The organism is Methylosinus sp. Sm6 (genome assembly GCF_019802345.1).
Taxonomy (GTDB): domain Bacteria; phylum Pseudomonadota; class Alphaproteobacteria; order Rhizobiales; family Beijerinckiaceae; genus Methylosinus.
In genome coordinates this window covers 123,511-147,597 of sequence record NZ_JAINDZ010000001.1, presented here as the reverse complement: position 1 = coordinate 147,597, position 24,087 = coordinate 123,511, and the positions used below count along the sequence as shown (strand labels likewise).

Annotated in this window: 23 protein-coding genes; 12 read left to right on the top strand and 11 right to left on the bottom strand. The window is 65.6% G+C overall.

Annotation, left to right across the window (positions count from 1 at the left end; translation table 11 throughout):
* Positions 1-232 precede the first annotated feature (232 nt).
* From K3F48_RS00675 to K3F48_RS00650, 6 genes are all read left to right on the top strand, one after another.
* Positions 233-1,639: a mannose-1-phosphate guanylyltransferase/mannose-6-phosphate isomerase gene (locus tag K3F48_RS00675; protein WP_222573474.1), complete on the top strand. Its 1,407-nt coding sequence runs from the start codon at positions 233-235 to the stop codon at positions 1,637-1,639.
* A gap of 362 nt (positions 1,640-2,001) precedes the next feature.
* A complete protein-coding gene (locus K3F48_RS00670; protein ID WP_370631331.1) occupies positions 2,002-2,202 on the top strand; it encodes a hypothetical protein in 201 nt (66 codons plus the stop codon).
* Between the two features lie 739 nt (positions 2,203-2,941).
* Positions 2,942-4,582 carry a DUF563 domain-containing protein gene (locus tag K3F48_RS00665; protein ID WP_222573472.1) on the top strand — a complete coding sequence of 547 codons (1,641 nt, stop codon included), beginning with the start codon at positions 2,942-2,944 and terminating at the stop codon, positions 4,580-4,582.
* 133 nt (positions 4,583-4,715) lie between these two features.
* A complete protein-coding gene (locus K3F48_RS00660; RefSeq protein ID WP_222573471.1) occupies positions 4,716-5,309 on the top strand; it encodes a phosphatase PAP2 family protein in 594 nt (197 codons plus the stop codon).
* A 231-nt stretch (positions 5,310-5,540) separates the two neighbouring features.
* A complete protein-coding gene (locus K3F48_RS00655; RefSeq protein WP_222573470.1) occupies positions 5,541-7,817 on the top strand; it encodes a hypothetical protein in 2,277 nt (758 codons plus the stop codon).
* A gap of 146 nt (positions 7,818-7,963) precedes the next feature.
* Positions 7,964-8,932, top strand: coding sequence for an outer-membrane lipoprotein carrier protein LolA (locus K3F48_RS00650; RefSeq protein ID WP_222573469.1), 969 nt, complete (start codon positions 7,964-7,966; stop codon positions 8,930-8,932).
* A gap of 31 nt (positions 8,933-8,963) precedes the next feature.
* Here the strand turns inward: K3F48_RS00650 and K3F48_RS00645 are convergent, their stop codons facing one another.
* The 3 genes from K3F48_RS00645 to K3F48_RS00635 all read right to left on the bottom strand — a co-directional run bounded on the left by K3F48_RS00645 (position 8,964) and on the right by K3F48_RS00635 (position 11,477).
* The gene (locus tag K3F48_RS00645; protein ID WP_222573468.1) at positions 8,964-9,335 is read right to left on the bottom strand and encodes a tRNA-binding protein; all 372 of its coding nucleotides are present in this window, start codon (positions 9,333-9,335) and stop codon (positions 8,964-8,966) included.
* 34 nt (positions 9,336-9,369) lie between these two features.
* Positions 9,370-10,425 (bottom strand): NAD(P)-dependent alcohol dehydrogenase, encoded by a 1,056-nt coding sequence (locus tag K3F48_RS00640; RefSeq protein ID WP_222573467.1) that lies wholly within the window; start codon positions 10,423-10,425, stop codon positions 9,370-9,372.
* 134 nt (positions 10,426-10,559) lie between these two features.
* On the bottom strand, positions 10,560-11,477 hold the full coding sequence (locus K3F48_RS00635) for an AEC family transporter (protein WP_222573466.1): 918 nt from the start codon (positions 11,475-11,477) through the stop codon (positions 10,560-10,562).
* 224 nt (positions 11,478-11,701) lie between these two features.
* Here K3F48_RS00635 and K3F48_RS00630 point away from each other — a divergent pair, with 224 nt between their 5' ends.
* Both K3F48_RS00630 and K3F48_RS00625 read left to right on the top strand, forming a co-directional pair.
* Entirely contained in the window at positions 11,702-12,643 is a 942-nt protein-coding gene (locus K3F48_RS00630) for an alpha/beta fold hydrolase (RefSeq protein WP_222573465.1), read from the top strand.
* Positions 12,643-12,954, top strand: a complete 312-nt coding sequence (locus K3F48_RS00625; RefSeq protein ID WP_222573464.1) for a hypothetical protein — start codon at positions 12,643-12,645, stop codon at positions 12,952-12,954. Before K3F48_RS00630 ends, K3F48_RS00625 begins: the two co-directional genes overlap by 1 nt.
* Before the next feature lie 108 nt (positions 12,955-13,062).
* Here K3F48_RS00625 and K3F48_RS00620 read toward each other — a convergent pair whose 3' ends face one another.
* From K3F48_RS00620 to K3F48_RS00610, 3 genes are read right to left on the bottom strand one after another with little or no spacing between them, the layout of a single operon-like run.
* Positions 13,063-13,800 carry an energy transducer TonB gene (locus tag K3F48_RS00620; protein WP_222573463.1) on the bottom strand — a complete coding sequence of 246 codons (738 nt, stop codon included), beginning with the start codon at positions 13,798-13,800 and terminating at the stop codon, positions 13,063-13,065.
* 37 nt (positions 13,801-13,837) lie between these two features.
* Entirely contained in the window at positions 13,838-14,233 is a 396-nt protein-coding gene (locus K3F48_RS00615; protein WP_222573462.1) for a biopolymer transporter ExbD, read from the bottom strand.
* Between the two features lies 1 nt (position 14,234).
* Positions 14,235-14,909, bottom strand: a complete 675-nt coding sequence (locus K3F48_RS00610) for a MotA/TolQ/ExbB proton channel family protein (RefSeq protein WP_222573461.1) — start codon at positions 14,907-14,909, stop codon at positions 14,235-14,237.
* A 458-nt stretch (positions 14,910-15,367) separates the two neighbouring features.
* Between K3F48_RS00610 and rpsO the strand changes: the two genes are divergently transcribed.
* On the top strand, positions 15,368-15,637 hold the full coding sequence (rpsO, locus tag K3F48_RS00605; protein ID WP_222573460.1) for a 30S ribosomal protein S15: 270 nt from the start codon (positions 15,368-15,370) through the stop codon (positions 15,635-15,637).
* Positions 15,638-15,969: 332 nt separating this feature from the next.
* On the top strand, positions 15,970-18,114 hold the full coding sequence (gene pnp / locus K3F48_RS00600) for a polyribonucleotide nucleotidyltransferase (protein ID WP_222573459.1): 2,145 nt from the start codon (positions 15,970-15,972) through the stop codon (positions 18,112-18,114).
* Between the two features lie 313 nt (positions 18,115-18,427).
* On the opposite strand, the gene K3F48_RS00595 is transcribed toward pnp, so the two are convergent.
* Together K3F48_RS00595 and K3F48_RS00590 are read right to left on the bottom strand one after the other, a co-directional pair.
* Complete coding sequence (locus K3F48_RS00595) at positions 18,428-19,627, bottom strand: DUF2325 domain-containing protein (RefSeq protein ID WP_222573458.1); 1,200 nt, start codon at positions 19,625-19,627, stop codon at positions 18,428-18,430.
* Positions 19,624-19,956 carry an antibiotic biosynthesis monooxygenase gene (locus K3F48_RS00590; protein WP_222573457.1) on the bottom strand — a complete coding sequence of 111 codons (333 nt, stop codon included), beginning with the start codon at positions 19,954-19,956 and terminating at the stop codon, positions 19,624-19,626. The genes K3F48_RS00595 and K3F48_RS00590 overlap by 4 nt, the downstream gene beginning before the upstream one ends.
* Before the next feature lie 257 nt (positions 19,957-20,213).
* Between K3F48_RS00590 and K3F48_RS00585 the strand changes: the two genes are divergently transcribed.
* Positions 20,214-20,477 carry a hypothetical protein gene (locus K3F48_RS00585; protein WP_222573456.1) on the top strand — a complete coding sequence of 88 codons (264 nt, stop codon included), beginning with the start codon at positions 20,214-20,216 and terminating at the stop codon, positions 20,475-20,477.
* 2 nt (positions 20,478-20,479) lie between these two features.
* Here K3F48_RS00585 and K3F48_RS00580 read toward each other — a convergent pair whose 3' ends face one another.
* Positions 20,480-21,757, bottom strand: coding sequence for a cystathionine gamma-synthase family protein (locus tag K3F48_RS00580; RefSeq protein WP_222573455.1), 1,278 nt, complete (start codon positions 21,755-21,757; stop codon positions 20,480-20,482).
* 86 nt (positions 21,758-21,843) lie between these two features.
* Positions 21,844-22,431, bottom strand: a complete 588-nt coding sequence (locus tag K3F48_RS00575; protein ID WP_222573454.1) for a TMEM175 family protein — start codon at positions 22,429-22,431, stop codon at positions 21,844-21,846.
* A gap of 220 nt (positions 22,432-22,651) precedes the next feature.
* Here K3F48_RS00575 and K3F48_RS00570 point away from each other — a divergent pair, with 220 nt between their 5' ends.
* Positions 22,652-23,341 (top strand): alpha/beta hydrolase, encoded by a 690-nt coding sequence (locus K3F48_RS00570; protein WP_222573453.1) that lies wholly within the window; start codon positions 22,652-22,654, stop codon positions 23,339-23,341.
* A gap of 8 nt (positions 23,342-23,349) precedes the next feature.
* On the opposite strand, the gene K3F48_RS00565 is transcribed toward K3F48_RS00570, so the two are convergent.
* On the bottom strand, positions 23,350-24,084 hold the full coding sequence (locus tag K3F48_RS00565; protein WP_222573452.1) for a class I SAM-dependent methyltransferase: 735 nt from the start codon (positions 24,082-24,084) through the stop codon (positions 23,350-23,352).
* Positions 24,085-24,087: the final 3 nt, after the last annotated feature.

Below are 24,087 nucleotides of genomic sequence, written 5' to 3'. Positions count from 1 at the left end.
GCCCGCGGCCGTCCTTCGAGACCCGGTTGCCCTGCCGCCGAATCGCGCCAACTTGCCAAGCTCGCCCGACTCGGCCTATTTCTGGCGCAGTCTCGTGTGACAGAGGCGCGCCATGCGCGCCATGCGCCGGCCGGCTCTGCCGCGCCCGCAGGACGACCCGACATCTTTTGGGCCGCGTCCAGCCCTTTGCGCTTGCGCGTTCGACGAACCGCCCTCGACCGAAAGGCGAGCAATGACGAAGATACTTCCCGTGATCATGTGCGGAGGGGCCGGCACCAGAGTTTGGCCGGAATCGCGCGAAACCCTTCCCAAGCAGTTCATTCCCCTGGTCGGCGACCGATCGACCTTCCAGACCACCATGGAGACGCTGAACGATCCGGCTTTCGAGAAGCCGATCATCGTCTCCAACATCGATTATCGCTTTCTGCTCGCCGATCAGCTGCGCGAGATCGGCGCCGAGGCGGACATTGTCCTCGAGCCGATGCGCCGCGATTCGGCGGCGGCGGTGGCGGTCGCCGCCGGTCTCGCCGCTCGGCGCTCTCCGCAGACGATCGTCGTGGTGCTGGCGGCCGATCATGTGGTGCGCGACCGCGCCGGCCTCGTCGAATTGTGCAAGACCGCGGCGTCGGTCGCCAGCGACGGCTATATCGTCACGCTCGGCGTCAAGCCGGACAATCCCGCCACGGGCTACGGTTATATCCGGCCCGGCGAAAGGATCGCCGGCGAGGTGATGAAGCTCGACGCCTTCGTCGAGAAGCCCGATCAGGACACGGCGCAGGCCTATGTCGACGCCGGCTATCTCTGGAACAGCGGCAATTTCATTTTCCGCGCCGATGTGATGCAAACGGAGATCGCGCATTTCGAGCCGACCATCTCCGACGCAGCCGAACGCGCGATCGACTGCGCGCGCCGCGATCTCGATTTCCTCGTGCTGAACGGCGAAGCCTTCGCGCGCGCGCCGAAGACGTCGATCGATTACGCCGTGATGGAGAAAACGAGCAAGGCGGCGGTGATTCCGGCCGACATCGGCTGGTCCGACGTCGGCAATTGGCGCGCCGTGTGGGAGCTGTCGGAGCGCGACGAGCAAGGCAATTCGGTGCGCGGCAACGGCCTCATCCGCGACGCGCGCAATGTCCATGTGCGTTCGGACGACACGCTGACGACCGTCGTCGGCGTCGACGATGTGATCGTCGTGACGACGCAGGACGCGGTGCTGGTGCTGAGCCATGAGCACGGCGACAACGTCAAGCAGCTCGTCGATCAATTGAAGCGCGAGAACCGCCGCGAAGCCGGCGAGCACAAGCGCATCTTCCGTCCCTGGGGCTATTACCAATCCGTCGATTCGGGGCAGCGCTACCAGGTCAAGCGCATCGTCGTGAAGCCCGGCGCGCGGCTGTCGCTGCAAAAGCATTTTCATCGCGCCGAGCATTGGATCGTGGTGAAAGGCACGGCCGAGGTCGGACGCGACAAGGAGACTCATCTCGTCCATGAGAACGAGTCGATTTATCTCCCCATCGGCTGCGTGCATCGCCTCGGCAATCCCGGCAGGATCGACCTCGAGCTGATCGAGGTGCAGACAGGCTCCTATCTCGGCGAGGACGACATCGTCCGCCTGGAGGACGCGTACAACCGCGGGTGAGCGCGCGCGATCTCACAGTGTCTCAGCCGCGTAAACGCGCCTCTCCGAGGCGCGAAAGATATGTTGCGCGCGCGTGCAGACCGACGAGGAGTCTCGGTCGCTTCGTCCGGGACTTTCGGGATGAGATCCAACCGAAGCGACATATGCGCGTCCCGATTTTCGACCAGACATAGCTGTGCTCGTGTCGAATCGCGACGTCATGTTGTCAAAGCGGCACGTGGCTTGAACCCGAGCGTCGAGCCGATGGCCTTTCGTTCCATTTCGAGACGAAGCCGGCTCCTCACGAATCGTCGTCCGCTGCGGCCGGCGGTGAGAGCGGCTCGAAAAGGGATATTATGGACAGGCGCATCAAATTGACCGACGTGGATCGACCGAACGAGCCTTTGGAAGTGGAGATCGAGCGCGTCACGGAGACGATATTGCGGGTGCTCGTGCCGAACACGATCGTGCGCTTCGACATGCGCCGCGCGCGCGAGGATGCGCCATTCGAGGGCGCGCTCGGCGGCCGCTATTTCATGTTCGATCCGAACGAGGCGAAAAAGAAAAAGCCGCCGCGAAAATAGACCCGGCCGCGCCACTTTCTCGAATTGGCACAGCTCGACGGCGACGCCGTGCCAGGATCGCACAAAATGCGCATGAGCCGGCGAGCATGACAAGCGCTCGCCTCTGTCGTGACTACTCGCATGGCGGAGCAGTCGAGACACGGATCGCGCAACCGTCTTCCCGCTAGTGGACGCGCGCCAACGACACGACGGATCGAGTGCGAGACGCTCGGAATGGGTGGAAGCGATGTGCGGTATCTGGAGAGAGTAAGCATCCGCTCCCGCCGTCGCCCGATCGCCCCGTCGACTTCAGTTTGCGGTTTGCTCCCGGGGACGATCTGCGGTAACAGGCGAAGCCGTTGCTTTTCAACTGCGTGAGAGGAGCCGCCCGCTTCCGAGCATCGGCCGCTCGCAGCCGAGCCACTGTGGCGACCGCGCGCCCGATCGGCGGCGCCGGTCTGTCATCGGCGCCGTCGACCTCTGTTCTTCGACCTTGTCCCCCGCCCTCGACTGCGGCGAAGCGATAATAGAAGAGAAATTGAAACCAGTCGCGGCGTACATGACTCCGCAGATAGATATGAGTTGCAACTCTGTCAGAGTCGATGCTTGCGCTCGCTCGGGTCCATATTGACGATCCGACATGGATCCGGAAGATCGATCGCTCGGCGCGAGGACTCCAGGTTTTTCGGCGCATCCAAAATCGGCTCCAGTCCCATGTATCGAGCAAGACGGTAGGCGAATGAAAAAAACGATACTCGTGATGATCGATCCTGGACCGAGGGAAATCGAGGCGCTGTTGACACGCATCGGATGCAGCCTTCGACCGCCGGATCATGAGCTCGCGCCCTCTGGAGACTCGACTGCGGCCGCAGATGGAACAGCCGATTGCGAATGGATATTTGTCACGGATGCATCTGCCGAGACGGCCTGGAGCCTGATCGAGCGCCAGCATGCGAAAGGCGCCCGCCGTCTCTTTCACATCCACGAAACAGCGTCGAGCGAGCCGCTCCTCCCGCCTGCCGGCCTCGTCGATAAATTCGCATCGATCGGAGTGAATATTCTCGGAACGCGCGGCCGATGGTATTCGGTGACGTCATACACTGCCGCAGCCGTCGACTCATCCCGGGAAGACCCCTGTCGGATCATGCACGCGCTGCACGATGGAGCGACGACTTTTGCAAAAGTGATCGAATATACGAGCCTCAAAGCGCGTCTCGAGTGGTCGGGGATCGTCTCCAGGTCCCAACTCATGCCAAAGCCGAAGGATTATGATGCAGTCAAGAGTTATGAACAGCTCAGTGAGCAGATCAGATATTTGAGGAGCCGCGAAGAGGCCTTTTTTCCGGCGCGGAAGATAGCTGTAAACCCCATTCAACTATACCTGCGCGAGGAAGAGTTCGGGCGCGCGACAAAAGCTGTGCAATTCGTTCAAAACAACAATAAGCGGACGAATCTGGCCAGGCCTCGCTTCGATGCACATTTCGCCGAAAAGGTCATCGGCTTTCCGGGAAGAGGCATGATCATCGGAGCCGACGGCGGGATATTGTCCGGCGGACGAACCGCATTTTTTCGTTCCGTCTATACGCCGGCGTTGAGGATATCCAGACCTGTCTTCTGGTCATTCAACATCTTGCACCGAGTATACCATCATTGGCTCGTCAATTGCCTCTCCAGTCTCGCCGCCTTGGAGCAAATGGGCCTCGAAAACGAGCTGCCGATCGTCATGCCGAAGCTTTCGAGCTGGCAGAAAGAATCACTGTCGGCAATGGGCGTTTCGAGTGAACAAATCATCGAAGTCGGAAACGAGCCCATCCTATTGGAAAAAGTCTTCTGGTCGGATTTTTGCTCGGCCAACGATTTGCAGTGGGTGCATCCGGCCGGCCATGCATTCGTTCGGCGACGAGCCCTGGCCGCTGTCCAGGCGAGTCACGGCTCGAGCGAGACCGGCCAGCCGCACGAAAAACTCTATATCTCCCGCCTCGACACCAAAAAGCGCTGGCTCGTCAACGAGAGGGCTCTGGCCGACGCGCTCGAGAAAGAGGGCTACGTCGTCGTTGTCGGAAGCGAGCTCAGTTTTCTGGATCAAGTGAGATTGTGTCACAATGCGAAGGCGATCGTCGCCCTGCATGGGGCGGGACTCACGAATGGCCTGTTCTGTCGGCCGCACACGAAGGTGCTGGAGATTTTTCCCGAAAACTTCTTCCATGCGGGGCCTGTCAGGGCCTGCCAGATGGCGGGCTCGAGGCAGGGTTTCATGTTGGGCAGAAACCTGCGCGTCAACGAGAAGAACTTCCAGGACTTGGATTGGGAAGTCGATGTCGCCGAGGTTTTGAAAAATGCGCAGCACTTGATCGACACGCCGTACGAGCAAACTTGGGCCGATCCGTTTTGCGCGCGCTAACGGCAGCGTCGCTATATACGCCGCATCGAGTCGAAGAGCGTGACAACGCCATGACAATCTTCGCCGCCCTTGTCATGCAAGTCGAGACGAAACGTCACGAAAGCGCAGCATCGCGCGCCTATTTCTTCGTCTCATGCAGATCGTCTCCAATCCATACCTTGCGCTCGACCGCATCGGCCTCCGGGAGACGGCGGCGCGCTTTCGCAAGCGCTTGCAGCAAGCCGATCTCGCCGGCGTGCATGTTGTCTCGCGCTCGGCGCGTCCGGCGCTCGGCCGCGGTCTCGCGATCGTCATCAGCAAGCTCGGCAATGGCTGGATCTATCCGATCCTCGCCGCGGTGATCTTCTATTGGTTCGGACGCTCCGCGCTTCCGGTCGTCGCGCTCGCCGGCGTCAACGCGGCCGTTCTGCATCTTCTCTTTCCCATCATCAAGCGGCGCATCGGCCGGCAGCGCCCGTTCCGTGTCGATCCGCGGCTCACGTCGCTGCTGCGCATTCTCGACGAGCATTCCTTTCCGAGCGGCCATATGATGACGCTCTCCGGCGTGCTGGCCCCGATCGTCATCGCCTGGCCCTCGGCCGCCTATTCGGCGGCCGCCCTCGTGCTGTCCATGGCCTGGTCGCGCATCGCCACTGCGCATCATTATCCGAGCGACGTGCTCGGCGGCTTCGCGCTCGGCGCCGCAATGGGCTATCCCCTCTCCGCCTGCGCGCTCGCTTTTCTGTAAACGACGGCGAAGCGGCTGCAAATTCAGGCGCAGCGACTCCGCGACGCATCCGATTGGATCGGAAGCAGCTCATTTGAATTCTGACCGCTCGAACGATGTCGTTCGCGCGCAAAGCGGCTCGAAGCGCGGCCTTTGCCGTGGCATCCGCACGCGAGGCGAGTTCAAGCTCTCGCCGCTCTATGATAAGCCTCGAGTCCAGCCTCATCGTTCATGCGCGAAGGAGCGGGATTCATGGCGGACGCCGACTCGACGCTTACCGAGGCGGAAGACATTGCGCCCGCCGCGGCGACGCCGATCGCGGAACCGGATCCGAGCCTCTTCCGACGCGCGCTCGCGCGCCTGCTCCCGATTCTCGCCGCGCCGCCCGCGCTCGACATCGGCCGCATCGCGGCGCTCACCGTGGTTCCGGTCTTCTGCTGGGTGTTCTACACGACCTCGAGCGGCATGATCGACATCATGCGGCGAGACTCCGGCGATCTCGTCGGCGTCATCGGCTCGATGATCGGCACGACGGCGATTCTCACCATGCTGGCGGCGACCTCCTGGTCGCTCGGCGCCGATCTCGGCGCGATCATCGCGCGACGCCGGTTCCTCGGCGAGCGCATCGTCGTCAAGACCGTCGTCACCGCAGCCGTGTTCCTGTTCGTCTTTCCGATCTCGGCGTTTTTTTCCTTCACCTATTACTACACCAACATCTTCAATCTCTCCTCCAGGAAGCTCGTCGCCGAGACGCAGCCGATGGAGCTCGCGGCCGATGTGCTGCTGCCCGTCTCCAAGTCGATCGCCAGCGAATATGACGCGCAGACCGCGCGCATGGAGGCGACGCCGGGGCTGCGCGCCTATCTCGACGGGCTCGACGCGCTGCTGCAGACCGCCAATGTCGCCTCGATGCGCCTCGACGAAGGCTTGCAGAAGAGCCGCGAGGGACGCCAGCGCATCGCCCGCGAGGCGGCGCGGCGAAAAGCCGCCGAACTCGAGGACGCGCAAGCCGCCGCGCGCCGCATCGCGGAGATCGGCGCCCGCATCGCGGCGCTGAGCCAGACTGTCGCCGATCTCGATCCCATCATCAAATCGAAAGAGGAGGAGATCGTCGCGCTCACCTCCACCGCGCGACAGGAGGAGCAGCTGGCGGCGGACGCCGCGAAGGGGCTCGACGGGCTCGGCGCCGCCTGCGGCCCCAATTGCGAATCGCATCGCGCCAAGGCCAAGGCGGCGCAAAAGCGCATCGGCGCACTGCGCGAGACGCTCGTCGCGCCGACCGAGCACAAGAGCGAAGCGCTGCGCCAGCGCGACGCCCTCGCCGCGGAGATCGTCATGCTGCGCCAGAAGGCGGAGAGCGCGAGCGACGCCGCGCCGGCGCCCTCGCCCGCCGCCGCGGAGGAGGAGCCGCGCGACGTCGCTGGCGCCGCCCGGCGGCTCGCCGCGCTGCGCGATCAGATCCGCGCCGATCCGAGCTGGGCCAAAATCCGTCAGGCGAAGACGCCCTGTGGGGAGATCGTCGGCGCCATGCGGCAGGCGGGCCTCGCCAATCCCGCCGTGCCGGCGGATTTCTCCTGCGAGCCGGAGGGGGCCGAGGCCCACGACCTGCTCACCGCGCGCGACGAGGCGATCGCCGGCCGCTCCGCCTTCGACCAGAAATGCGCGCTCGACGGCGCCATTCGCGGCGAGCTCGGCGCGCTGTCCGCGCGCATCCGCACCGCCGTCGCGGCGGGAAAATCGGCCGCATCCGCCGGCTTCGACGACGCCAAGCGGCGCGTCGACGATTGCGTCGTCGCGGCCAAGGCGGCGGGCCTGCCGGAGGCCGAAGTGCAGGCGTTTCTCAAGCGCAGCGACACATTCCTGCGCACCCGCAGCATGGATCGCAATCGCTTCGAGCTCGCGCGCGAAGCCTTCCTCTCGATGACGCCCGACGCCACAATGGCGCTCGGCGTCGCTATTGCGCAAGACGCCTTCATGTTCGTGATGAAGCTGCTCGCGGAGATCTTCAAGGGCCGCGAGCGCCGCGCGCGGCCGCCGGCGCCCGTGTTTCCCGCGCTCGACGTCGCCGATGGCGAGGACGACGACAGCGACGTGCGCGTCATGAAAGCGCTGCTGCGCCTCTCGCGCCCGCTGCCCGGCGAGCGCAGCGCTTTCGACGGAGGCTCGAGCGGCGTCGCCGAGCTGCCCGTCGATGCGCGCAGCAATCTCATCGGCCTGCTCAACCGGCTGGTGCGGGAGGACGTCGCCCATCTCGACCGCAAGGGAGTCTATAATCTCGACAACCGCACTCTGGCCGAGGTGGAGGCGCGGCTCGCGCTCGCGCTGCAGCGCGCTTCACGCGGGGGCGCGGCCTCCGCGCGCATGGAGGCGCTCGCCGCCGAGCTCGCCGCACGGGACGGCGCGCGCAGCGGCTGGCGCCGCCGCCGCAGCGCGCTCGACCGTTATCTGACGCCCCGCTTCCCCGCGCCGGCGGAGGAGGACGGAAACGAAGACGCAAACGCCGAGGCGCGCGCGCGAGGCTTCGGCTGATCCGCGGCGGCCGGTTCCGCTGTTCCTGGCCGAACCGGCGCGAATCGCCGACACTGACGATCCAAGATCGGCCATAAGGTCGTGCTAGCGATTCGTTCGCGGGGCGCCCGAGGGGCGCGCCCGATCCGTTCGGAGCCCAGACACTCGTGAAATCCCCTCTCCTCGCCGCCGCATTGTCGCTCGCCCTCGCGCCGTGGTTCGCAGCGCCGGCCGGGGCCGAGCTGTTCCAGCCATGGCCCACGGCCGCCCCCGCCAAGCCGGCTCCCAAATCGCCCGTGCGCGCCGCGAAGCCCGCGCCCGCGAAGCCGGAGCCGGCGAAGGCCGCAAAGCCTGCGGCCAAGCCCGCGCCCGCCAAGACGACAGCAGTGAAGACGACGGCGGTGAAGACGACGGCGGCCAAGGCCGCGCATGAGAAGGAGCCGGCAAAACCCAAGGCCGACGCCGCCAAGCCGGGGGAAGCCAAGGCCCCGATCGAAGGCAAAGCCGCCGCCACCGCCAAGGCCGCATCCGAGCCCGCCAAAGCGGCGGCTGCGGCGACAGGCGCGGCCGCAGCCGCTGCGGCGGCGGCCGCGGCGACGCCGCCCAAGCCGCTCGACCGCGCCGAGGCGATCCAGCGGGCCGAGGCCTCGCTCAACGCCTCGCCGGTGATGACCGCCGATTTCGTCCAGATCGGCGGCGACGGCCGGCGCGCCGAGGGCAAGCTGTTCATCCATAAGGTCGGGCGCATGCGCTTCGAATATGCGCAGCCGGCGACGATGGAGGTGGTCTCCGACGGCGTCACCGTCGCGGTGCGCGACCGCAAGCTCAACACCCAGGATCTCTATTTCATCGCGCAGACGCCGCTCAAATTCCTGCTCAATGAGAAGATCGACCTCGAGAAGGATGTGAAGCTCCTCGATGTCGTCACCGACGACGCCGGAACGGCGATCAGCATAGAGGACAAGGCGACGCTCGGCGGCACGTCGAAGATCAAGCTCTTGTTCGACTCGAAGACGTTTCAGCTCAAGCAATGGCAGGTCACCGACCCGCAGGGCTACGAGACGCTGGTGTCGCTGTTCAACATCGACCGTGACAGCTCGCCCGATCCGAAGCTGTTCAAGGTCGCCAAAGAGTGAGGCGCGCCGCGAGCGAAGCCGAACGGCGCCGTCAAAAGAGACGCGCGCCGTTCGGCGCCGGATGATCGGGCGCGAACAGAATGACGTCGCCGTTCTCGTCCGGAAAGCCGAGGGTCAAAACCTCCGACATGAATTTGCCGATCTGACGCGGAGGAAAATTCACCACGGCCGCGACCTGCCGCCCGACCAGCGTCGCGATGTCGTAGCGCCGCGTGATCTGCGCGCTCGAACGCTTGACGCCGACGCCCGGACCAAAATCGATCTCCAATTTGTAGGCGGGCTTGCGCGCTTCGGGAAAAGGCTGCGCGGCGATGATCGTGCCGATGCGGATATCGACGGCGAGAAAGGCGTCGAAACCGATCTGGGGCGCCGCCGGCGCGGATGAGTCGTGCAGAAGATGCATCAGGTCCTCGCAAATTCGCGCCGTCGCCGACCGCTCAGGCCGCTTTCAGCGTCGCCATATCGATGACGAAGCGATATTTCACATCACTCTTCAACATGCGGGCGTAGGCGGTCTCGATCTCCTGCATGGCGATCGTCTCGATGTCGGCGACGATGCCGCGCTCGGCGCAGAAGTCGAGCATCTCCTGCGTCTCCTTTATGCCGCCGATCAGCGAGCCGGCGATCTGGCGCCGCTTGAAGATGAGGCCGCCCGCCGACGGCGAGGGATGCGGCGTCGCCGGCACGCCGACGAGCGCCAGAGCGCCATCGCGCTTCAGCAGATTGACATAAGCGTCGAGGTCATGGGCGGCGGCGACGGTGTCGAGGATGAAGTCGAGGCGTCCCGCCCGCGCCGCCATCGCCGCCGGATCGGTCGACACGACCACCTCATCGGCGCCGAGCGCGAGCGCCGACTCGCGCTTGCCCGGCGAGGTGGTGAAGGCGACCACATGCGCGCCGAGCGCATGGGCGAGCTTGACGCCCATATGGCCGAGCCCGCCGACGCCGACGATCCCGACGGATTTTCCAGGGCCGGCGCCCCAATGCTTCAGCGGCGACCAGGTGGTGATCCCGGCGCAGAGCAGCGGCGCGACGCCGGCGAGCTGCGTGTCGGAATGGCGAATCGCCAGCACGAAATGCTCGTCGACGACGATTTTTTCCGAATAGCCGCCGTATGTATTCTCGCCCGAGCCGTCGAGCGGCCCATTATAGGTGGCGGTGAAACCGTGCTCGCAATATTGCTCGAGCCCCTCGTCGCAAGAAAGGCAGCGCCGACAGCTGTCGACCATGCAGCCGACGGCGGCGAGATCGCCGACGGAAAATTTCGTGACCTGCGAGCCGACCGCCGTCACGCGGCCGACGATCTCATGGCCCGGCACGCAAGGATAGCGCGTGCCCGGCCATTCGCTGCGCGCCGTGTGCAGATCGGAATGGCAGACGCCGCAATAGAGAATGTCGATCGCGACGTCGCTCGCGCCCGGCGCGCGGCGCTCGATGGCGATCGGGCCGAAAAGCGCCTCGGCGGATTGGACGGCAAAAGCTCTGGTGGACATGGGGCTCGCCTCATTCTCGAAAACCCTGCAATATCACGAACCGGCGACCCGGGGCTATGGCGACGCAGAAGCCGAATGTTTCGAGGGCGAGCCCGAAGGCTCGCGGTCCGAGAGCTCGCGGCGAACGACGCGGGCTATCCGCCGGCGAGCGCCAGAGCGAGCGGCATGGTGAGGGCGGCGAGCAAGGTCTGGGCGCTGATGATTCCCGCCGCCACGCGGTGATCGCCGCCGAGAAGCCGCGCCATAATGTAGGTCGACGGCGTGCAAGGCAGCGCGCTGAACAACACCATGCCGCCCAATGTCGAGGCGTCGAGGCCGACCGACGTCCCGATCTGATAGGCGAAGAAGGGCAGAGCAATCAGCTTGACCGCGGAGGATTGCAGCACCTGCCCATAGGCGATGCGCACGGCGCCGGGCTCGAGGCCGGCGCCGACGGAGAGAAGCCCGAGCGGCAGCGAGGCGGAGCTCAATATAGTCAGCGTATCCATTGCGACGGTGGGCAGAGGAAGTCCGGAGACGTTCGCCAGCGCCCCGGCGAACACGGATGCGACCACAGGATTGCCGGCAACGGCCCGCGCGAAGCTGCGCGAATCGGTGCGCTTCTGCTCGCCATAGAGGGCGAGGATCAGGATCGAGCCGATGTTGAACAGAGGCAGAGCGACGGCGATGGCGATCGAGGTCGCCATCAACCCCGGCCGGCCGAACACGGCCGTGGCCGCGGCCACGCCGACATAAGTGTTGGGCCGCAGCGCGCCCTGCAGCACGGAGGAAAAGGTCGGGCCCGCTTGCGGCTTCATGAAGCGCGCGGCGAACACCAGCGCCGCGCCCACCGCAGCAGCGCCGAGCACGGTGGCGGCGATGGCGCGCAACGGCAGATCGCCGAGCGAGGCCCGTGCGATCTGGCTGAACATCAGCGCCGGGAACAGGCAGAAATAGTTGAGCCGCTCGCAAGGGAGCCAGAACTCTTCCGGAACGAGACGTCGCGAACGGAGCACGAAGCCCAGAAAGATCAGAAAGAAAATCGGCGCGAGCGCCGTGAGCACGGCTGACACGGGGAACGACTCTCCTCACGTCTCGGACGAATTCGCCGAATTCGGCGCCAACAAACGCAGCTTTTATCTTAGTCGCGAGAAAGGCGCCGTTCAATAAGAACGTTTTTCTCAGTATTGACGAAGAACGAGAGTTTTTATCGCGCGCGGATTCCACGCCGAGCATGGCCTGGCAATTATCGTGAATCCATTCGATGATGGGCTGGATCGATCACGGAGCTGACGGCATGTATGTCGAGATCGGGGGCATTCGACAGTGGATCGAGTTCGCCGAGCCGAGCGGGGAGCGTCCGACATTGCTCTACCTCCACGGCGGGCCGGGCGCCTCCTCGCGTCCCGCGGCGACGGCCTGGCGAAGCTGGGAGGAGCATTTCACCGTCGTCCATTGGGATCAGCGCGGCGCCGGCCGCACCTTCGGCGAGAATGGCGAAGCGGGATGCGGCGCCCTCACCATCGATCGCATGGTCGAGGACGGACTCGAGGTCGTCGCGTTTCTGCGCGGCCGGCTGCGATGCGACAAGATCGTTCTGATGGGGCACTCCTGGGGCTCGGTGCTCGCCATTCACATGATCAAGCGCCGCGCGGACCTGTTCTCGGCCTATGTCGGAACCGGGCAGGTGGTGAGCCCGCGCGAGAACGAGGAATGCAATTACCGGCGGCAACTCGCGCAGGCGCAGCGGAGCCAGAACGCGGAGGCGCTGCGCGCGCTCGTCGAGCTGGGGCCGCCGCCTTATCGCGACAGCGCCGCAATCGGGAAACTTCGCGAATTGGCCGACCGGCTGGCCGACGGCGACGGCGACAGCGTCGCTCCCATGCCGCGCCCGCTCAATCCGCAATTCACCGCGGCGGATCGCGAGACGCTGATGCTGAGCGTTCAATTTTCGCGCCGGCAGCTCTTCGCCGATTTGATGGACCTCGATCTGCCGTCGCTCGGGCCGCGCTTCGATATTCCGATCTTCTTCTTCGAAGGAATGGAGGATCAACAGACGTCGGCGGAGCTGGCGGAGGCCTATTTCAACGAGATTTCCGCGCCGCATAAAGAATTCGTGCGCTTCGAAGGATGCCATCACTTCGTCGTCTTCAACAGGCCGGACGATTTTTTGCGCGAGCTCGTCGCGCGCGTTCTCCCCTGGGTCCGATCGCGGAACGCGGAGTTGGAGCACGAATAATGGCGTTGTCCGATGACGATTCGATCGAGCGGCCGGCTTTGCGCGTCATCGATCGAAGCCTGCCGAAAAGCGAGTGGACCCATGCCGGACATTTCGCAGCGGCGCTGTGGCCGCTGCGAAACAGACGCGATCTGACGACGCCGGATGAAATCACAAACCTCATCACGCGTTACAATGAGGCGACGAGCACGGCCGACACGGATGCCGGCGGATATCATCATACGATCCGCTCGCGTCCCTGCGCGCCGCGGCAAGCCATTTGCGCGATCATGCGCCCGACGCGCCGCTTCATGCAGCGCTTTCGTCCCTGATGTCCTCGCCGCTCGGCCATCCCGACTGGTTTTGACCGTCCGGCCGCCGGCGAGCTCGGCTGCGCCGTTCCCTGACGGCGTCGCGCCGGAGTCTGACGCCCGACAGACTCACCAGAACGCGCCGTTGATGGGCACGACCAGCTCGCGGCCTTCATAGCCGCGAGGCGGCGGCGGCCAGACCGCGCGGACCACCCCTTCCAGAACGGCCTTGTCGAGAACGGCGAAACCGCTCGATCGGATAATCGAGGGATCCCAGACCTTGCCGTCGCGATAATGCACGCGGACGAGAACCCGTCCGGTCAGCTTCAGGCCACGCGCCTCTTTGGGATAGACGGAGGCCGATCGCAGCGCGGCGTTCAAACGCTCGACGAACTCGGTCAGCTGCGCGGCGTCGCCATTGGCGTTCGGCGGCGCGGGCCGGCTGAGCCCGACGGCGGCCTGCCGGCGCGGCAGCAGCGACAAATCCGGCAGCGGCGCCGGCGGGAGATCGCGCACATATCGACGCGGCGCAACCGGCGGGCTGGGCGCCTCCTTGGCGGGAAGATCGGAGCGTGGGACGGTCGGCTCCTCGCTGGGCGGTTCCGGCGGCGGGGACGAGGCGTCGGGCGTCGGCGCCGGCTCGGACGCCGATGCGCCCGAGGGCTGCTCAGGCTCCTGCGGCGGCGGCTCGGGCGTCGGCAGCGTGGTGAGGTCGAGTTGAATCGGACCAAAGCTCTGATCGGCCACGGGCGCGGACGAATGCCTCGTCAGCCAGAGGGCGGCGGCGATCAAAAGCGCGGCTTCGGCGAGCAGCGCGATCACCGCCGCGCCGAAGGTGCCGCGCCATTGCGCGACGAACGCGGACATCCGCGATGACGAGATCGGGATCGTCACGGGTCGACTCTCAGCGTTCGGCCTTGGTCGCGGCGAGGCCGATCTGCTTGACCCCGGCCCTTCGGCAGGCGTCGATCACGCTCATCAATTGCTGAACCGAGGCCGACGCCGCGCCGGCGATGGTCACAGCCTTTTTGGCCGCCTCGCCGACGGAGAGCCGCCGGGTCAGCTCCTCGAGCGTGATCGGCAGGTCCTCGACGATCACGCCGCCATCCTGCTGTAAGGTCACGATGACGCTCGGCGGCGGCATCTGCTCGGCCGTGCCGCTCTGCGGCAACTGGCTCGCCACGCCGGTCGCGGGGATCATGCGCAAGGTGATCATCACGAAGAAGACCAGCAGAAAGAACATGATGTCGATCATCGGCACGATCTCTATGCGCGCCTTGCGGGTTTCGAAATAGCGCATCTCACTCCCCTGCGGCGGCGATCGGCCGAAACGGCGGCGCCTCGCAGGCGGCGCTTTCATCGACGATGGTCATCCGGTTCACCAGCACCATTTTCAGCGTCTCGAGCTGATGGACATGAAGCCGCACGCGGGTCTGCACGCTATTGAAGAAAAAGACGCCGACAATGGCGATGAGAAGCCCGGCCGCGGTCGCGATCAAAGCCTCCGCGACGCCGGCGGTGATGTCGGTCGGGGAGGAGCCGGGCTTGCCCAGAACCTGAAACGAATTGAACATGCCGATAATGGTTCCCAGCAGGCCGAGCAGCGGCGCCAAGGTCACGATCGTGTCGAGAAGCCACAGCGAGCGGTCGATGGCGGGGACCTCCTGAAGGATCGCCTCTTCGATGCGGGCCTGAAGCAGCGTCCGATCCCGCAGGTCCGGCGTCTCGCGAGCCGCGCGCAGAATTCGCGTGATCGACCCTTCGCGCAGCCGGTCGATTTCCTCGCCGACCGCTGCCCGGTCGAGGGGATCGAGCGGAGAGAGACGCGTTATGACCGCACGGCAACGCCGCACCATTCCCGCCAGACACCAGCTCCGCTCGAAGCTGACCGTGAGCGCGAGCAGCAACATCAACGGCATCAGATAAAGAATGCCGCCAGAGCCGGCCGCGAGCTCGATGATCCGATCCACCGACATTCACCCCTCCCCAAGACATGTTGCTGCATTCCCGCGCACACACCGAGCCGCACCTCCGTTTATATAGACATACCGTTATATAGACATGCATAGATACAAATTAGCAATAATTTTGCGTATATTGAACATATTCCAGCAATACGTATCAAACTGATGACGCAATTCTTAATGTCTACATTTTAATACTATAACTTTTGTGACATGAGGCCATCGAGGATGGTGAGAGACTGGCTGCGGCGCGCCAGCGCGAAGCCGGAAATGCAGTCTCGCGCGGAGGCGCCGCTCGAGACGGCGGGCCGACCGCGCTCTCTATCCTTCCCGTTTGTTTCTGCTATAAGCGCCTCGCACGCTCGGTTTTCCGGGCGGCTCCACCCGAGGCGACCCTGCTGGACGACATCCCGGCCCGGCCGCAAAGCGCGGATCGAACCCACGAACCTCTCGAGAAAAGGACCCTGCCGATGTCGATCACGGCCGAGCGCAAGCAGGCGCTCATCAAGGAATATGCGACCAAGACGGACGACACGGGCTCGCCCGAGGTGCAGGTGGCGATCCTCACCGAGCGCATCGTCAATCTGACCGAGCATTTCAAGACCCATGTGAAGGACAATCACTCCCGCAGAGGTCTGCTCAAGCTCGTGTCACAGCGTCGCCAGCTGCTCGATTATGTGAAGAAGCGGGACGAGCCCCGCTACAAGAGCCTCATCGAGCGTCTCGGCATCCGCCGCTGACACTCGGCCCGCGAGCGGGCCTATCGGAATTGCGAGATCGCGGCGCGCCGCGATTTCGCGTATGAGAGACAAAGGCCACCGAGACGATTCGTCGGCCTTCCGCATCGGATGCGCTCCGATGCTCGTCGGCGGACGGCATGGGCCGTCGCGCCGAGCCTCGGCAGATCGTCATGGCAGGATCGCCGGACGCTGCGGCGAGGACTTTTTCGAAGCGTTCGCGGCTTCGCGTCTTTGAAAAGCCCGCCCCGCAGCTTCTCGCCGTCTTGCCCATGACGCCTCGCCCGTCAAAAGAACGCGCGCCCTGCGCGTCATGAGAGAAAGACGAAAGACACATGTTCCAGATCCATCGTGAAGAGCTCGACTGGGCCGGCCGCACGCTCGTGCTGGAGACCGGCAAGATCGCGCGCCAGGCCGACGGCGCCGTCTTCGCCAGCTGGGGCGAGACCACCGTGCTCGCCACCGTCGTCTCCGCCAAGGCGCCCAAGCCCGGCCAGGACTTCTTCCCGCTGACCGTCAATTATCAAGAGAAGGCCTTCGCCGCCGGCCGCATTCCGGGCGGCTATTTCAAGCGCGAGGGCCGTCCGAGCGAGCGCGAGACGCTGGTGTCGCGGCTCATCGATCGCCCGATCCGCCCGCTCTTCCCCGACGGCTATCGCAATGACACGCAGGTCATCGTCACCGTGCTCAGCCATGATCTCGAGAATGATCCGGACATTCTCGCCATGGTCGCGGCCTCGGCGGCGCTGACGCTCTCGGGCATTCCCTTCATGGGCCCGATCGGCGGCGCGCGCGTCGGCTATATCAACGGCCAGCTGAAGCTCAATCCAACCATCGAGGAGATGAAGCTCTCGGCGCTCGATCTCGTCGTCGCCGGCACCTCGGACGCGGTGCTGATGGTCGAGTCGGAGGCGCAGGAGCTCTCCGAGCAGCTGATGCTCGAGGCGGTGATGACCGGGCATCGCGGCTTCCAGCCGGTGATCGACGCAATCATCCGCCTCGCCGAGCGCGCCGCCAAGGACCCGCGCGATCTCGACATCGCCGACAAGTCCGAGGTCGCGGCGGCGGTGGCGGCGATCGCCGAGGCCGAGCTGCGTCAGGCCTATAAGATCACCGTGAAGCAGGACCGCTACGCCGCTGTCGACGCTGTGAAGGCGAAAGTCACGGCCGCGCTCTTCCCCGAAGGCGGCGAGGCGACGTTCTCGAAGGAGCATGTCGCGGAGGCCTTCCACGACCTTCAGGCCAAGGTGGTGCGCTGGAACATTCTCGACGACGGCATTCGCATCGACGGCCGCGACGTGAAGACCGTGCGCCCGATCGTCGCCGAGGTCGGCGTGCTGCCGCGCGCCCATGGCTCGGCGCTGTTCACGCGCGGCGAGACGCAGGCGCTGGTGGTGGCGACGCTCGGCACCGGCGAGGACGAGCAATTCGTCGATTCGCTCGAAGGGACCTATAAGGAGCGCTTCCTGCTCCACTACAACTTCCCTCCCTATTCGGTCGGCGAGACCGGCCGCATGGGCTCGCCGGGCCGCCGCGAGATCGGCCATGGCAAGCTGGCTTGGCGCGCCATTCGTCCGATGCTGCCGGCGGCCGCGGAGTTCCCCTACACGCTGCGCGTCGTCTCGGAGATCACCGAGTCCAACGGCTCCTCGTCGATGGCGACCGTGTGCGGCTCCTCGCTGGCGCTGATGGACGCGGGCGTGCCGCTGAAGAAGCCGACCGCCGGCATCGCCATGGGCCTCATCCTCGAGGGCGAGCGCTTCGCCGTGCTGTCGGACATTCTCGGCGACGAGGATCATCTCGGCGACATGGACTTCAAGGTGGCGGGCACCTCCGACGGCGTGACCTCGCTGCAGATGGACATCAAGATCGCCGGCATCACCGAGGAGATCATGCGCGTCGCCCTGGCGCAGGCGCGTGACGGCCGTCTGCATATTCTCGGCGAGATGGCCAAGGCGCTCACCACCTCGCGCGCCGAGCTCGGCGAGTTCGCGCCGCGCATCGAGACGCTGAAGATCGCCACCGACAAGATCCGCGAAGTGATCGGCACCGGCGGCAAGGTCATTCGCGAGATCGTCGAGAAGACCGGCGCCAAGGTGAATATCGAGGACGACGGCACGGTGAAGGTCGCCTCCTCCGACGCCAATTCGATCAAGGCGGCGATCAATTGGATCAAGTCGATCGCTTCCGATCCGGAGGTCGGCCAGATCTACGAGGGCACGGTGGTGAAGACCGCCGATTTCGGCGCCTTCGTCAATTTCTTCGGCGCCAAGGACGGCCTCGTCCACATTTCGCAGCTCGCCAAGCAGCGCGTGAACAAGACCACCGATGTGGTGAAGGAAGGCGACAAGGTGAAGGTGAAGCTGCTCGGCTTCGACGATCGCGGCAAGGTGCGCCTGTCGATGCGCGTCGTCGACCAGCAGACCGGCGAGGACCTCGAGGCCAAGGAAAAGGCCGAGGCCGCCGCCGCGAACGAGTAATCCGGCATCTCTCAGAAAAGGGCGCTCCCTTCTCCCGCAAGGCGGGAGAAGGTGGCCCTCGCGTCAGCGAGGGACGGATGAGGGCCCTGCCGGAGAGGGCGGAACAAATCACGATCCTTCAGAATTCGCTGACGCTCGAGACCACGCGCCGAGTCGGCTGGCCCCTCATCCGACCTCGCTTCGCGAGGCCACCTTCTCCCACGAGTGGGAGAAGGACGCGCGTCGAGAATTCTGTAAACGAGACGAGACTCCCTCACCCTGAGGAGCCCGCGAAGCGGGCGTCTCGAAGGGTGCGCCGCCCCCGAGCGTCGTCTCAGGACGACGCAGCCGTCTCCGCGCGACCGAGCTCGCTGATCGCCCGCTCGAACGCCGAAGCGCTGGCGCTGCGCAGCGGGCAATAGGGAATCCCCCGGCTCTCGCAGAGGCTCTTCACCGCATCGACGGCGCGATGGCTGACGCAATCGACCGGGAAGAACACCGCGTCGGCGCGCCGCACCAGCTCGCTCAGCATGGCGCGGCTGTCCTCCATGCCGCCGTCGTGATGAATGAGCGAGCCGTTGCGCTGCTCGACGATCTGCTGCAGACGCCCCACCGTGCGCGGACGGCCGCCGACATAGAGCAGGCAGCGCCCGCACAGATCCATCGGCTCGTCTTGCGGCTTTACGACGATCTCGGACGGCGGCGGCGGCGCAACCGGCGCCGGCGCATCGACGCGCGAGCGCCGCGTCAAAAGCCGTTCCAGACGCTGCTCCAGCCGCGCGCGGTCGTCGCGCAAAATGGCGTTCTCACGCAGAGCCTCGTCGAGCTCGGCGCGCCGATTGCTCGTCGCCTCGCGCCGCAGCCGCTCGCATTCCGCCTCGAGCGGCGCCAGCTCTCGCAGAGCGGCGGAGAGCCGCGCGATCTCGCCGCGCTGGCGCGCGATCTCCTCGTTGCGCTCGGCGACGAGCGAGACGAAGCGCCGCGCGATTTCCGCCTTCTCGCGCCTGAGCTCGGCGATCTCGCGCGCCTCGCCCCGATGCGCCGCGCCGCAGATATGCGACATCATGTGAATATCGCCGAAAATGCGCGTGTCGACGCCGGCGGGCAGGCGCGGATGGCCGATCAGCGCCCAATAGGCGCCGGGCACGAAGCCATTGTCGACGGCCTTCTCCCAATAGTCGAGAAACGCCTCCTCGCCGTCGAGCGCCTTGGCCTTGCGGATCGCGCCTTCATATTTTGCGTCGAGATGCTTCTGCACGGCGCGCGAGACGGCGCTGTCCTCGCTCATCGCCTCCACGAAAAGTCCGTGGATGTGATAATCGTTGTAGCGCTGCTCGTCGGCGAGAAAGCGCGTGCGCCGCGCGATCTTGCGCAGTTCCGCGATGGTCAGGCAGGTGCCGATGATCGAGCAATGCGACGCGCCGATGATCTCCCAGATGCGCCGCCTGACGCCGGGCTCGCCGCGCGACACGCGCGGCGGCTGCGAGAGCCTTTCGAGCACGCTCGACGAAACGAGCTGCAGCGCGTCGCTCATTTCGCAGCCTCCGCAATGGCCGGCTGGTCGAGCACGCTCTCGAAGCCTTCGAACTCCGGATGGCCGATATAGAGCGGCTTGTTCTTGCCCGCGTCCTTATGCGCGTCGCGAAACTGCTGCGACGTCGTCCAGGCGAGAAACGCCGCCTTGGTCTCCCATATCGTGTGCGAGGCATAGAGCGTGTGATCCTCGCGCTCGGGACCTCTCAGCAGATGAAAGGACACGAAACCCTCCATCTCGTCGAGCCGCGAGCGCCGCGCCGCCCAGACGGCCTCGAAGGCCTCTTCTTCACCTTTGATGATCTTGAAACGGTTCATGGCGATGAACATGGCGATCTCCTAGCGTCGTCGCGCGCGCCCAGCGGACGAAACATCTTTGCATGAGCTTCGCGCAGCCCCGCGTGACGATCAAGACCGCCGTTCGCTTCACATGCTGCAAGATTTCCAAACGAGCCGGCCGTCCGAGAAGGGTGGGCCGCTGCCGCTGGAGCCGAGTTGGCAAGGCTTCCAAACTGCGCGCCGCGATATTGCCCGAAAGCGGCGAATTATCGATGCTCGTGTCAAATCCTGCACGAGGAGCGCGTCGCATGTGCGATATCGCCGACGAGAAACAGAAGATCGACGCCTTGCTCGAGGACGCCGCGCGTGAGAAGCCGATGCGCGATTGCGCCGACGAGCGCGTGTTGACGGAGCTCGCGCTCTGGGCGCTGCGCAAGCATTACGAGCACTCCTGTCCGGACGAATGTCTGCGCCGCCGCTGCGCGGAATTCGCCGAGCGTCTGCTGCGCCGTCGCGCGGTCGAGCGTTGGCGCAGCGCCTCGGCGGAGCGGCGCCGGCGCAAAAGCGCCTGACCTCACTCGAACGCCTGCGCGATGTCCGCAATGAGATCGTCGGGATCCTCGATGCCGATCGACATGCGGATGAGCGACGGCGTGATGCCGATCTCGCGCCGCGCCTCTTCTGTAAGGCCGGAGTGCACGGTCGTCGTCGGATGGCAGATCAGCGATTCCGTGCCGCCGAGGCTCACCGCCAGCTTGAACAGCTGCAGCCTGTTCAAAAAGGCGAAAGCCTCCGCCTCGCCGCCGACGACGTCGAAGGAGAAGGTCGAGCCCGCGGAGCCCGACTGGCGCGCCATCAGCGCGCGCGCCGGATGATCCTGCGGCAGCAGCGGCGGATAATGCACGCGCGCGACCTTCGGATGCGCGGCGAGACATTCGGCGACGATCGCCGCGCTGCCGGCGGCGCGACGCATGCGCAGCGACAGGGTCTCGAGCGAGCGGACCAGCATCCAGCAGGAATGCGGATCGAGCTGCGTGCCGATGGCGCTGCGCATCACGCGGATCGGCTTCATCTCCGCCGCGCCGCCGAGCACGGCGCCGCCGATGAGATCGCTGTGGCCGCCGACATATTTGGTCAGCGAATAGAGCGAGAGATCGGCGCCGAGCGTCAGCGGCGACTGGAACACGGGACCGAGCAGCGTGTTGTCGCAGCACAGGATCGGCCGACGGCCCTGTCGTGCGCCGATCTCCTCGGCGATGGCGCGCATCATGGCGATGTCGACGAGGCTGTTCATCGGATTGGACGGCGTCTCGACGAAGATCATCGCGACCGGACCCATGGCCATGGCGCGCTCGGCGGCGACGCGGACCCCATCGACGTCGAGGCCATCCGTGAAGCCGACGCTGCGAATGCCGAAGGGCGCGAGCGTGCGGCCGATCAGCACCTCCGTGCCGCCATAGAGCGGACGGCTGTGCAGGATCACATCGCCCGGCTTCACATGCGCGAGAATGGTCGTGGTGATGGCGGCCATGCCGGAGGAGAAGGCGAGCCCCGCTTCCGCCTTCTCATAGATGGCGAGGCGATCCTCGAGAATTTCGAGATTGGGATGGTTGAAGCGCGAATAGACGAGGCCCGGATGGGTGTCGCCGGTCAGCGCGGCGCGTCCCGCCATTTGATCGAAGAAGTCCCGCCCCTCCTCCGCCGAGCGGAACACGAAGGTCGAGGTGAGGAAGATCGGCGGCTTGACCGAGCCTTCCGACAAAGCGGGATCATAGCCATAGCCGAGCATCAGCGTCTCGGGCTTCAGCGCATGGTCGCCGATGCTGGTCTTGTGGTAGCGCTCGCCGCTCATTTGCGTTCCTTTCGGAGAATGGGCGTCCGCAGTCTGCGCAGCGCCGCATTAACAAAGAAGGCGGAGCGCCCGACGCGCGGCGCCGCTCACGCTCGCGGACCATTCGACAGCATAGACTCGATCCGCTTGTCGGGCACGATCCACATCAGCGCCACGAGCACATAGATCGCATGTGCGATCCAGGGCGCGACGAAAGCGCAGCCGATGGAGACGAGATAGAGCAGAGGCGAGATCACGCCCTTCACGTCGCGGCCGAGCGCCGTCGCCAGCTCGCCGTCGCATCCTTGCGCATGAACGATCGCCGTCTGCAGAAGCTTATAGGCGATCGCCGGCATCAACAGGATGACGCCATAGAAAGCAGTGGGCGTCGCGGCGTAATGATTGTCGCCCATCCAGGCCGTGGCGAAGGGGATGAGCGACATCCAGAACAGGAGATGCATGTTCGCCCACAGGATCGCCGCGGTCACGCGCTTGCAGGCGTGCATCAGATGATGGTGATTGTTCCAATAGATCGCCACATAGATGAAGCTCAGCAGATAGCTCAGGAAGATCGGCGTGAGCGCGGCGAGCGCGGAAAAGTCGTCGCCATGCGGCGCCTTCAGCTCGAGCGCCATGATGGTGATGATGATGGCGACGACGCCGTCGCTGAATGCGGTCAATCTCTCGGGACGCATCGATGACTCTCCTTCCGCCGCCGCTTCGCGCGATGTTCGCCGATTCCGCGCGACCGCGACAGGGGCGACGCGCGACAGCCACGCTTTAGCTCTGGAATTTGCCCTCGCGAGGGGCGATCGAGGCGGGTGAGGCGCTTGCAAAGGGCGCGAGTCTTGCTCTATCTCGGCGATGTCGGTCGCGACGGCCGCCGCCGCCGTCCGGAACGAGCGAGACGAGGACATGACGCAACTCGACGGCCCCCGCATTCAGCCCCGGTCCGGCAAGGCCGAGCAGCTCGTCGTGTTCCTGCACGGCTATGGCGCCGACGGCAACGACCTCATCGAGATCGGCCGGCAGTGGCGCTCCTTTCTGCCGCAGGCGGCCTTCGTCTCGCCCCATGCGCCGGAGCGCTGCGCGCTGTCGCCCGCCGGCCGGCAATGGTTTCCGCTCACCATGCGCGACCCCGGCGAGCGCTGGCGCGGCGTCGTGGCGACGCGGCCGCTGCTCACGGAGTTTCTCACGCAGGAACTGGCCCGGCACGAGCTCGACGCGAGCCGTCTGGCGCTGGTCGGCTTCAGCCAGGGAACCATGCTGGCGCTGCATGTCGGACTGCGCCTCGCGCGGCCGCCGGCCGCCATCCTCGGCTATTCCGGCGTGCTGGTCGCCGGAAGCGAGCCGCCGGACATCGCCCCGCAATTGGGGACCAAGCCGCCGCCGATCCTGCTCGTCCATGGCGAGGAGGATGATCTGATCCCGGCCGACGCGCTGCTGCTCTCGGCCAATGCGCTGGGCAAGGCCGAGATTCCGACGCAATGGCATTTGTCGCCCGGGCTCGGCCACGGCATCGACAATGGCGGACTGCTGCACGGCGGCCTGTTCCTCGCCCGCAGCTTCGGCCTGCCAGTCGATTTCGGCAAAGGCGCGCGCTAGCTTCGTCATCAGCCGGCGCCGACTCCGGCAGGCGCCAGCACCTCGATCGGCGCCACGGCCCGGCGCACGGCGCGGCGCTGGCTCGCCGGCCGGTAGAGCTGCTTGGTCGCCTCGACCACATGCACGCCCGCCCCCGGCAGCGAGAAGCGCCCGGCGATGCGCTCGAAGGCCGGCGCCGAGCGCAGCAGCGTGGCGCGGCCGAAGGGCGGCACATAGAGCGCCTCGCCCCAGAAGACGGGCAGGAACAAGGTCTCCTGCAGCAGCGCCTGCAATTGCCCGCGCGAATAGGGATGGCCATGGCCGAAAGGCGTCGTGTCGACCCGCGCCCACAGGCCCGAGCGGCTCGGCACGATGATCACGACGCGGCCGCCGGGCGCCAGAATGCGCCAGATCTCCTCGAGAATGTCGCGCGGATTCTCCCCCACCTCCAGCGCATGCACGACGAGAATGCGGTCGATGCTGGCGTCTGGCAGCGGCATCATCGACACTTCGACCAGCGCCGAGGCGGAGCGGCCGCCCGGCGGCCAGTGCACCACCCCCTGCGCCGCGGGCATGAAGGCCATCACGCGCTGCGCGCGCGCCTGGAAATCGACGAGATAAGGCGTCGCATAGCCGACGCCGAGCACTCGGAGCGCCGCATGGTCCTCCCATTGCGCGCGCACCATGCGCCCGACAAGTCGCCGCGCGACCTGGCCCAGAGGCGAAGCATAAAAATTGCGCAGGTCGACGACGTCGAGGGCCATATC

Excerpts from the sequence above, each read along its gene's own strand:
- K3F48_RS00580 (WP_222573455.1), bottom strand. The coding sequence starts at position 21,757 with ATGAGCGGCGAGCGCTACCACAAGACCAGCATCGGCGACCATGCGCTG.
- K3F48_RS00570 (WP_222573453.1), top strand. The coding sequence starts at position 22,652 with ATGACGCAACTCGACGGCCCCCGCATTCAGCCCCGGTCCGGCAAGGCC.
- K3F48_RS00645 (WP_222573468.1), bottom strand. The coding sequence starts at position 9,335 with ATGCATCTTCTGCACGACTCATCCGCGCCGGCGGCGCCCCAGATCGGT.
- K3F48_RS00615 (WP_222573462.1), bottom strand. The coding sequence starts at position 14,233 with ATGCGCTATTTCGAAACCCGCAAGGCGCGCATAGAGATCGTGCCGATG.
- rpsO (WP_222573460.1), top strand. The coding sequence starts at position 15,368 with ATGTCGATCACGGCCGAGCGCAAGCAGGCGCTCATCAAGGAATATGCG.
- K3F48_RS00630 (WP_222573465.1), top strand. The coding sequence starts at position 11,702 with ATGTATGTCGAGATCGGGGGCATTCGACAGTGGATCGAGTTCGCCGAG.
- K3F48_RS00665 (WP_222573472.1), top strand. The coding sequence starts at position 2,942 with ATGATCGATCCTGGACCGAGGGAAATCGAGGCGCTGTTGACACGCATC.
- K3F48_RS00590 (WP_222573457.1), bottom strand. The coding sequence starts at position 19,956 with ATGTTCATCGCCATGAACCGTTTCAAGATCATCAAAGGTGAAGAAGAG.
- K3F48_RS00655 (WP_222573470.1), top strand. The coding sequence starts at position 5,541 with ATGGCGGACGCCGACTCGACGCTTACCGAGGCGGAAGACATTGCGCCC.
- K3F48_RS00675 (WP_222573474.1), top strand. The coding sequence starts at position 233 with ATGACGAAGATACTTCCCGTGATCATGTGCGGAGGGGCCGGCACCAGA.
- K3F48_RS00660 (WP_222573471.1), top strand. The coding sequence starts at position 4,716 with ATGCAGATCGTCTCCAATCCATACCTTGCGCTCGACCGCATCGGCCTC.
- K3F48_RS00585 (WP_222573456.1), top strand. The coding sequence starts at position 20,214 with ATGTGCGATATCGCCGACGAGAAACAGAAGATCGACGCCTTGCTCGAG.
- K3F48_RS00575 (WP_222573454.1), bottom strand. The coding sequence starts at position 22,431 with ATGCGTCCCGAGAGATTGACCGCATTCAGCGACGGCGTCGTCGCCATC.
- K3F48_RS00565 (WP_222573452.1), bottom strand. The coding sequence starts at position 24,084 with ATGGCCCTCGACGTCGTCGACCTGCGCAATTTTTATGCTTCGCCTCTG.
- K3F48_RS00610 (WP_222573461.1), bottom strand. The coding sequence starts at position 14,909 with ATGTCGGTGGATCGGATCATCGAGCTCGCGGCCGGCTCTGGCGGCATT.
- K3F48_RS00620 (WP_222573463.1), bottom strand. The coding sequence starts at position 13,800 with ATGTCCGCGTTCGTCGCGCAATGGCGCGGCACCTTCGGCGCGGCGGTG.
- K3F48_RS00640 (WP_222573467.1), bottom strand. The coding sequence starts at position 10,425 with ATGTCCACCAGAGCTTTTGCCGTCCAATCCGCCGAGGCGCTTTTCGGC.
- pnp (WP_222573459.1), top strand. The coding sequence starts at position 15,970 with ATGTTCCAGATCCATCGTGAAGAGCTCGACTGGGCCGGCCGCACGCTC.
- K3F48_RS00625 (WP_222573464.1), top strand. The coding sequence starts at position 12,643 with ATGGCGTTGTCCGATGACGATTCGATCGAGCGGCCGGCTTTGCGCGTC.
- K3F48_RS00595 (WP_222573458.1), bottom strand. The coding sequence starts at position 19,627 with ATGAGCGACGCGCTGCAGCTCGTTTCGTCGAGCGTGCTCGAAAGGCTC.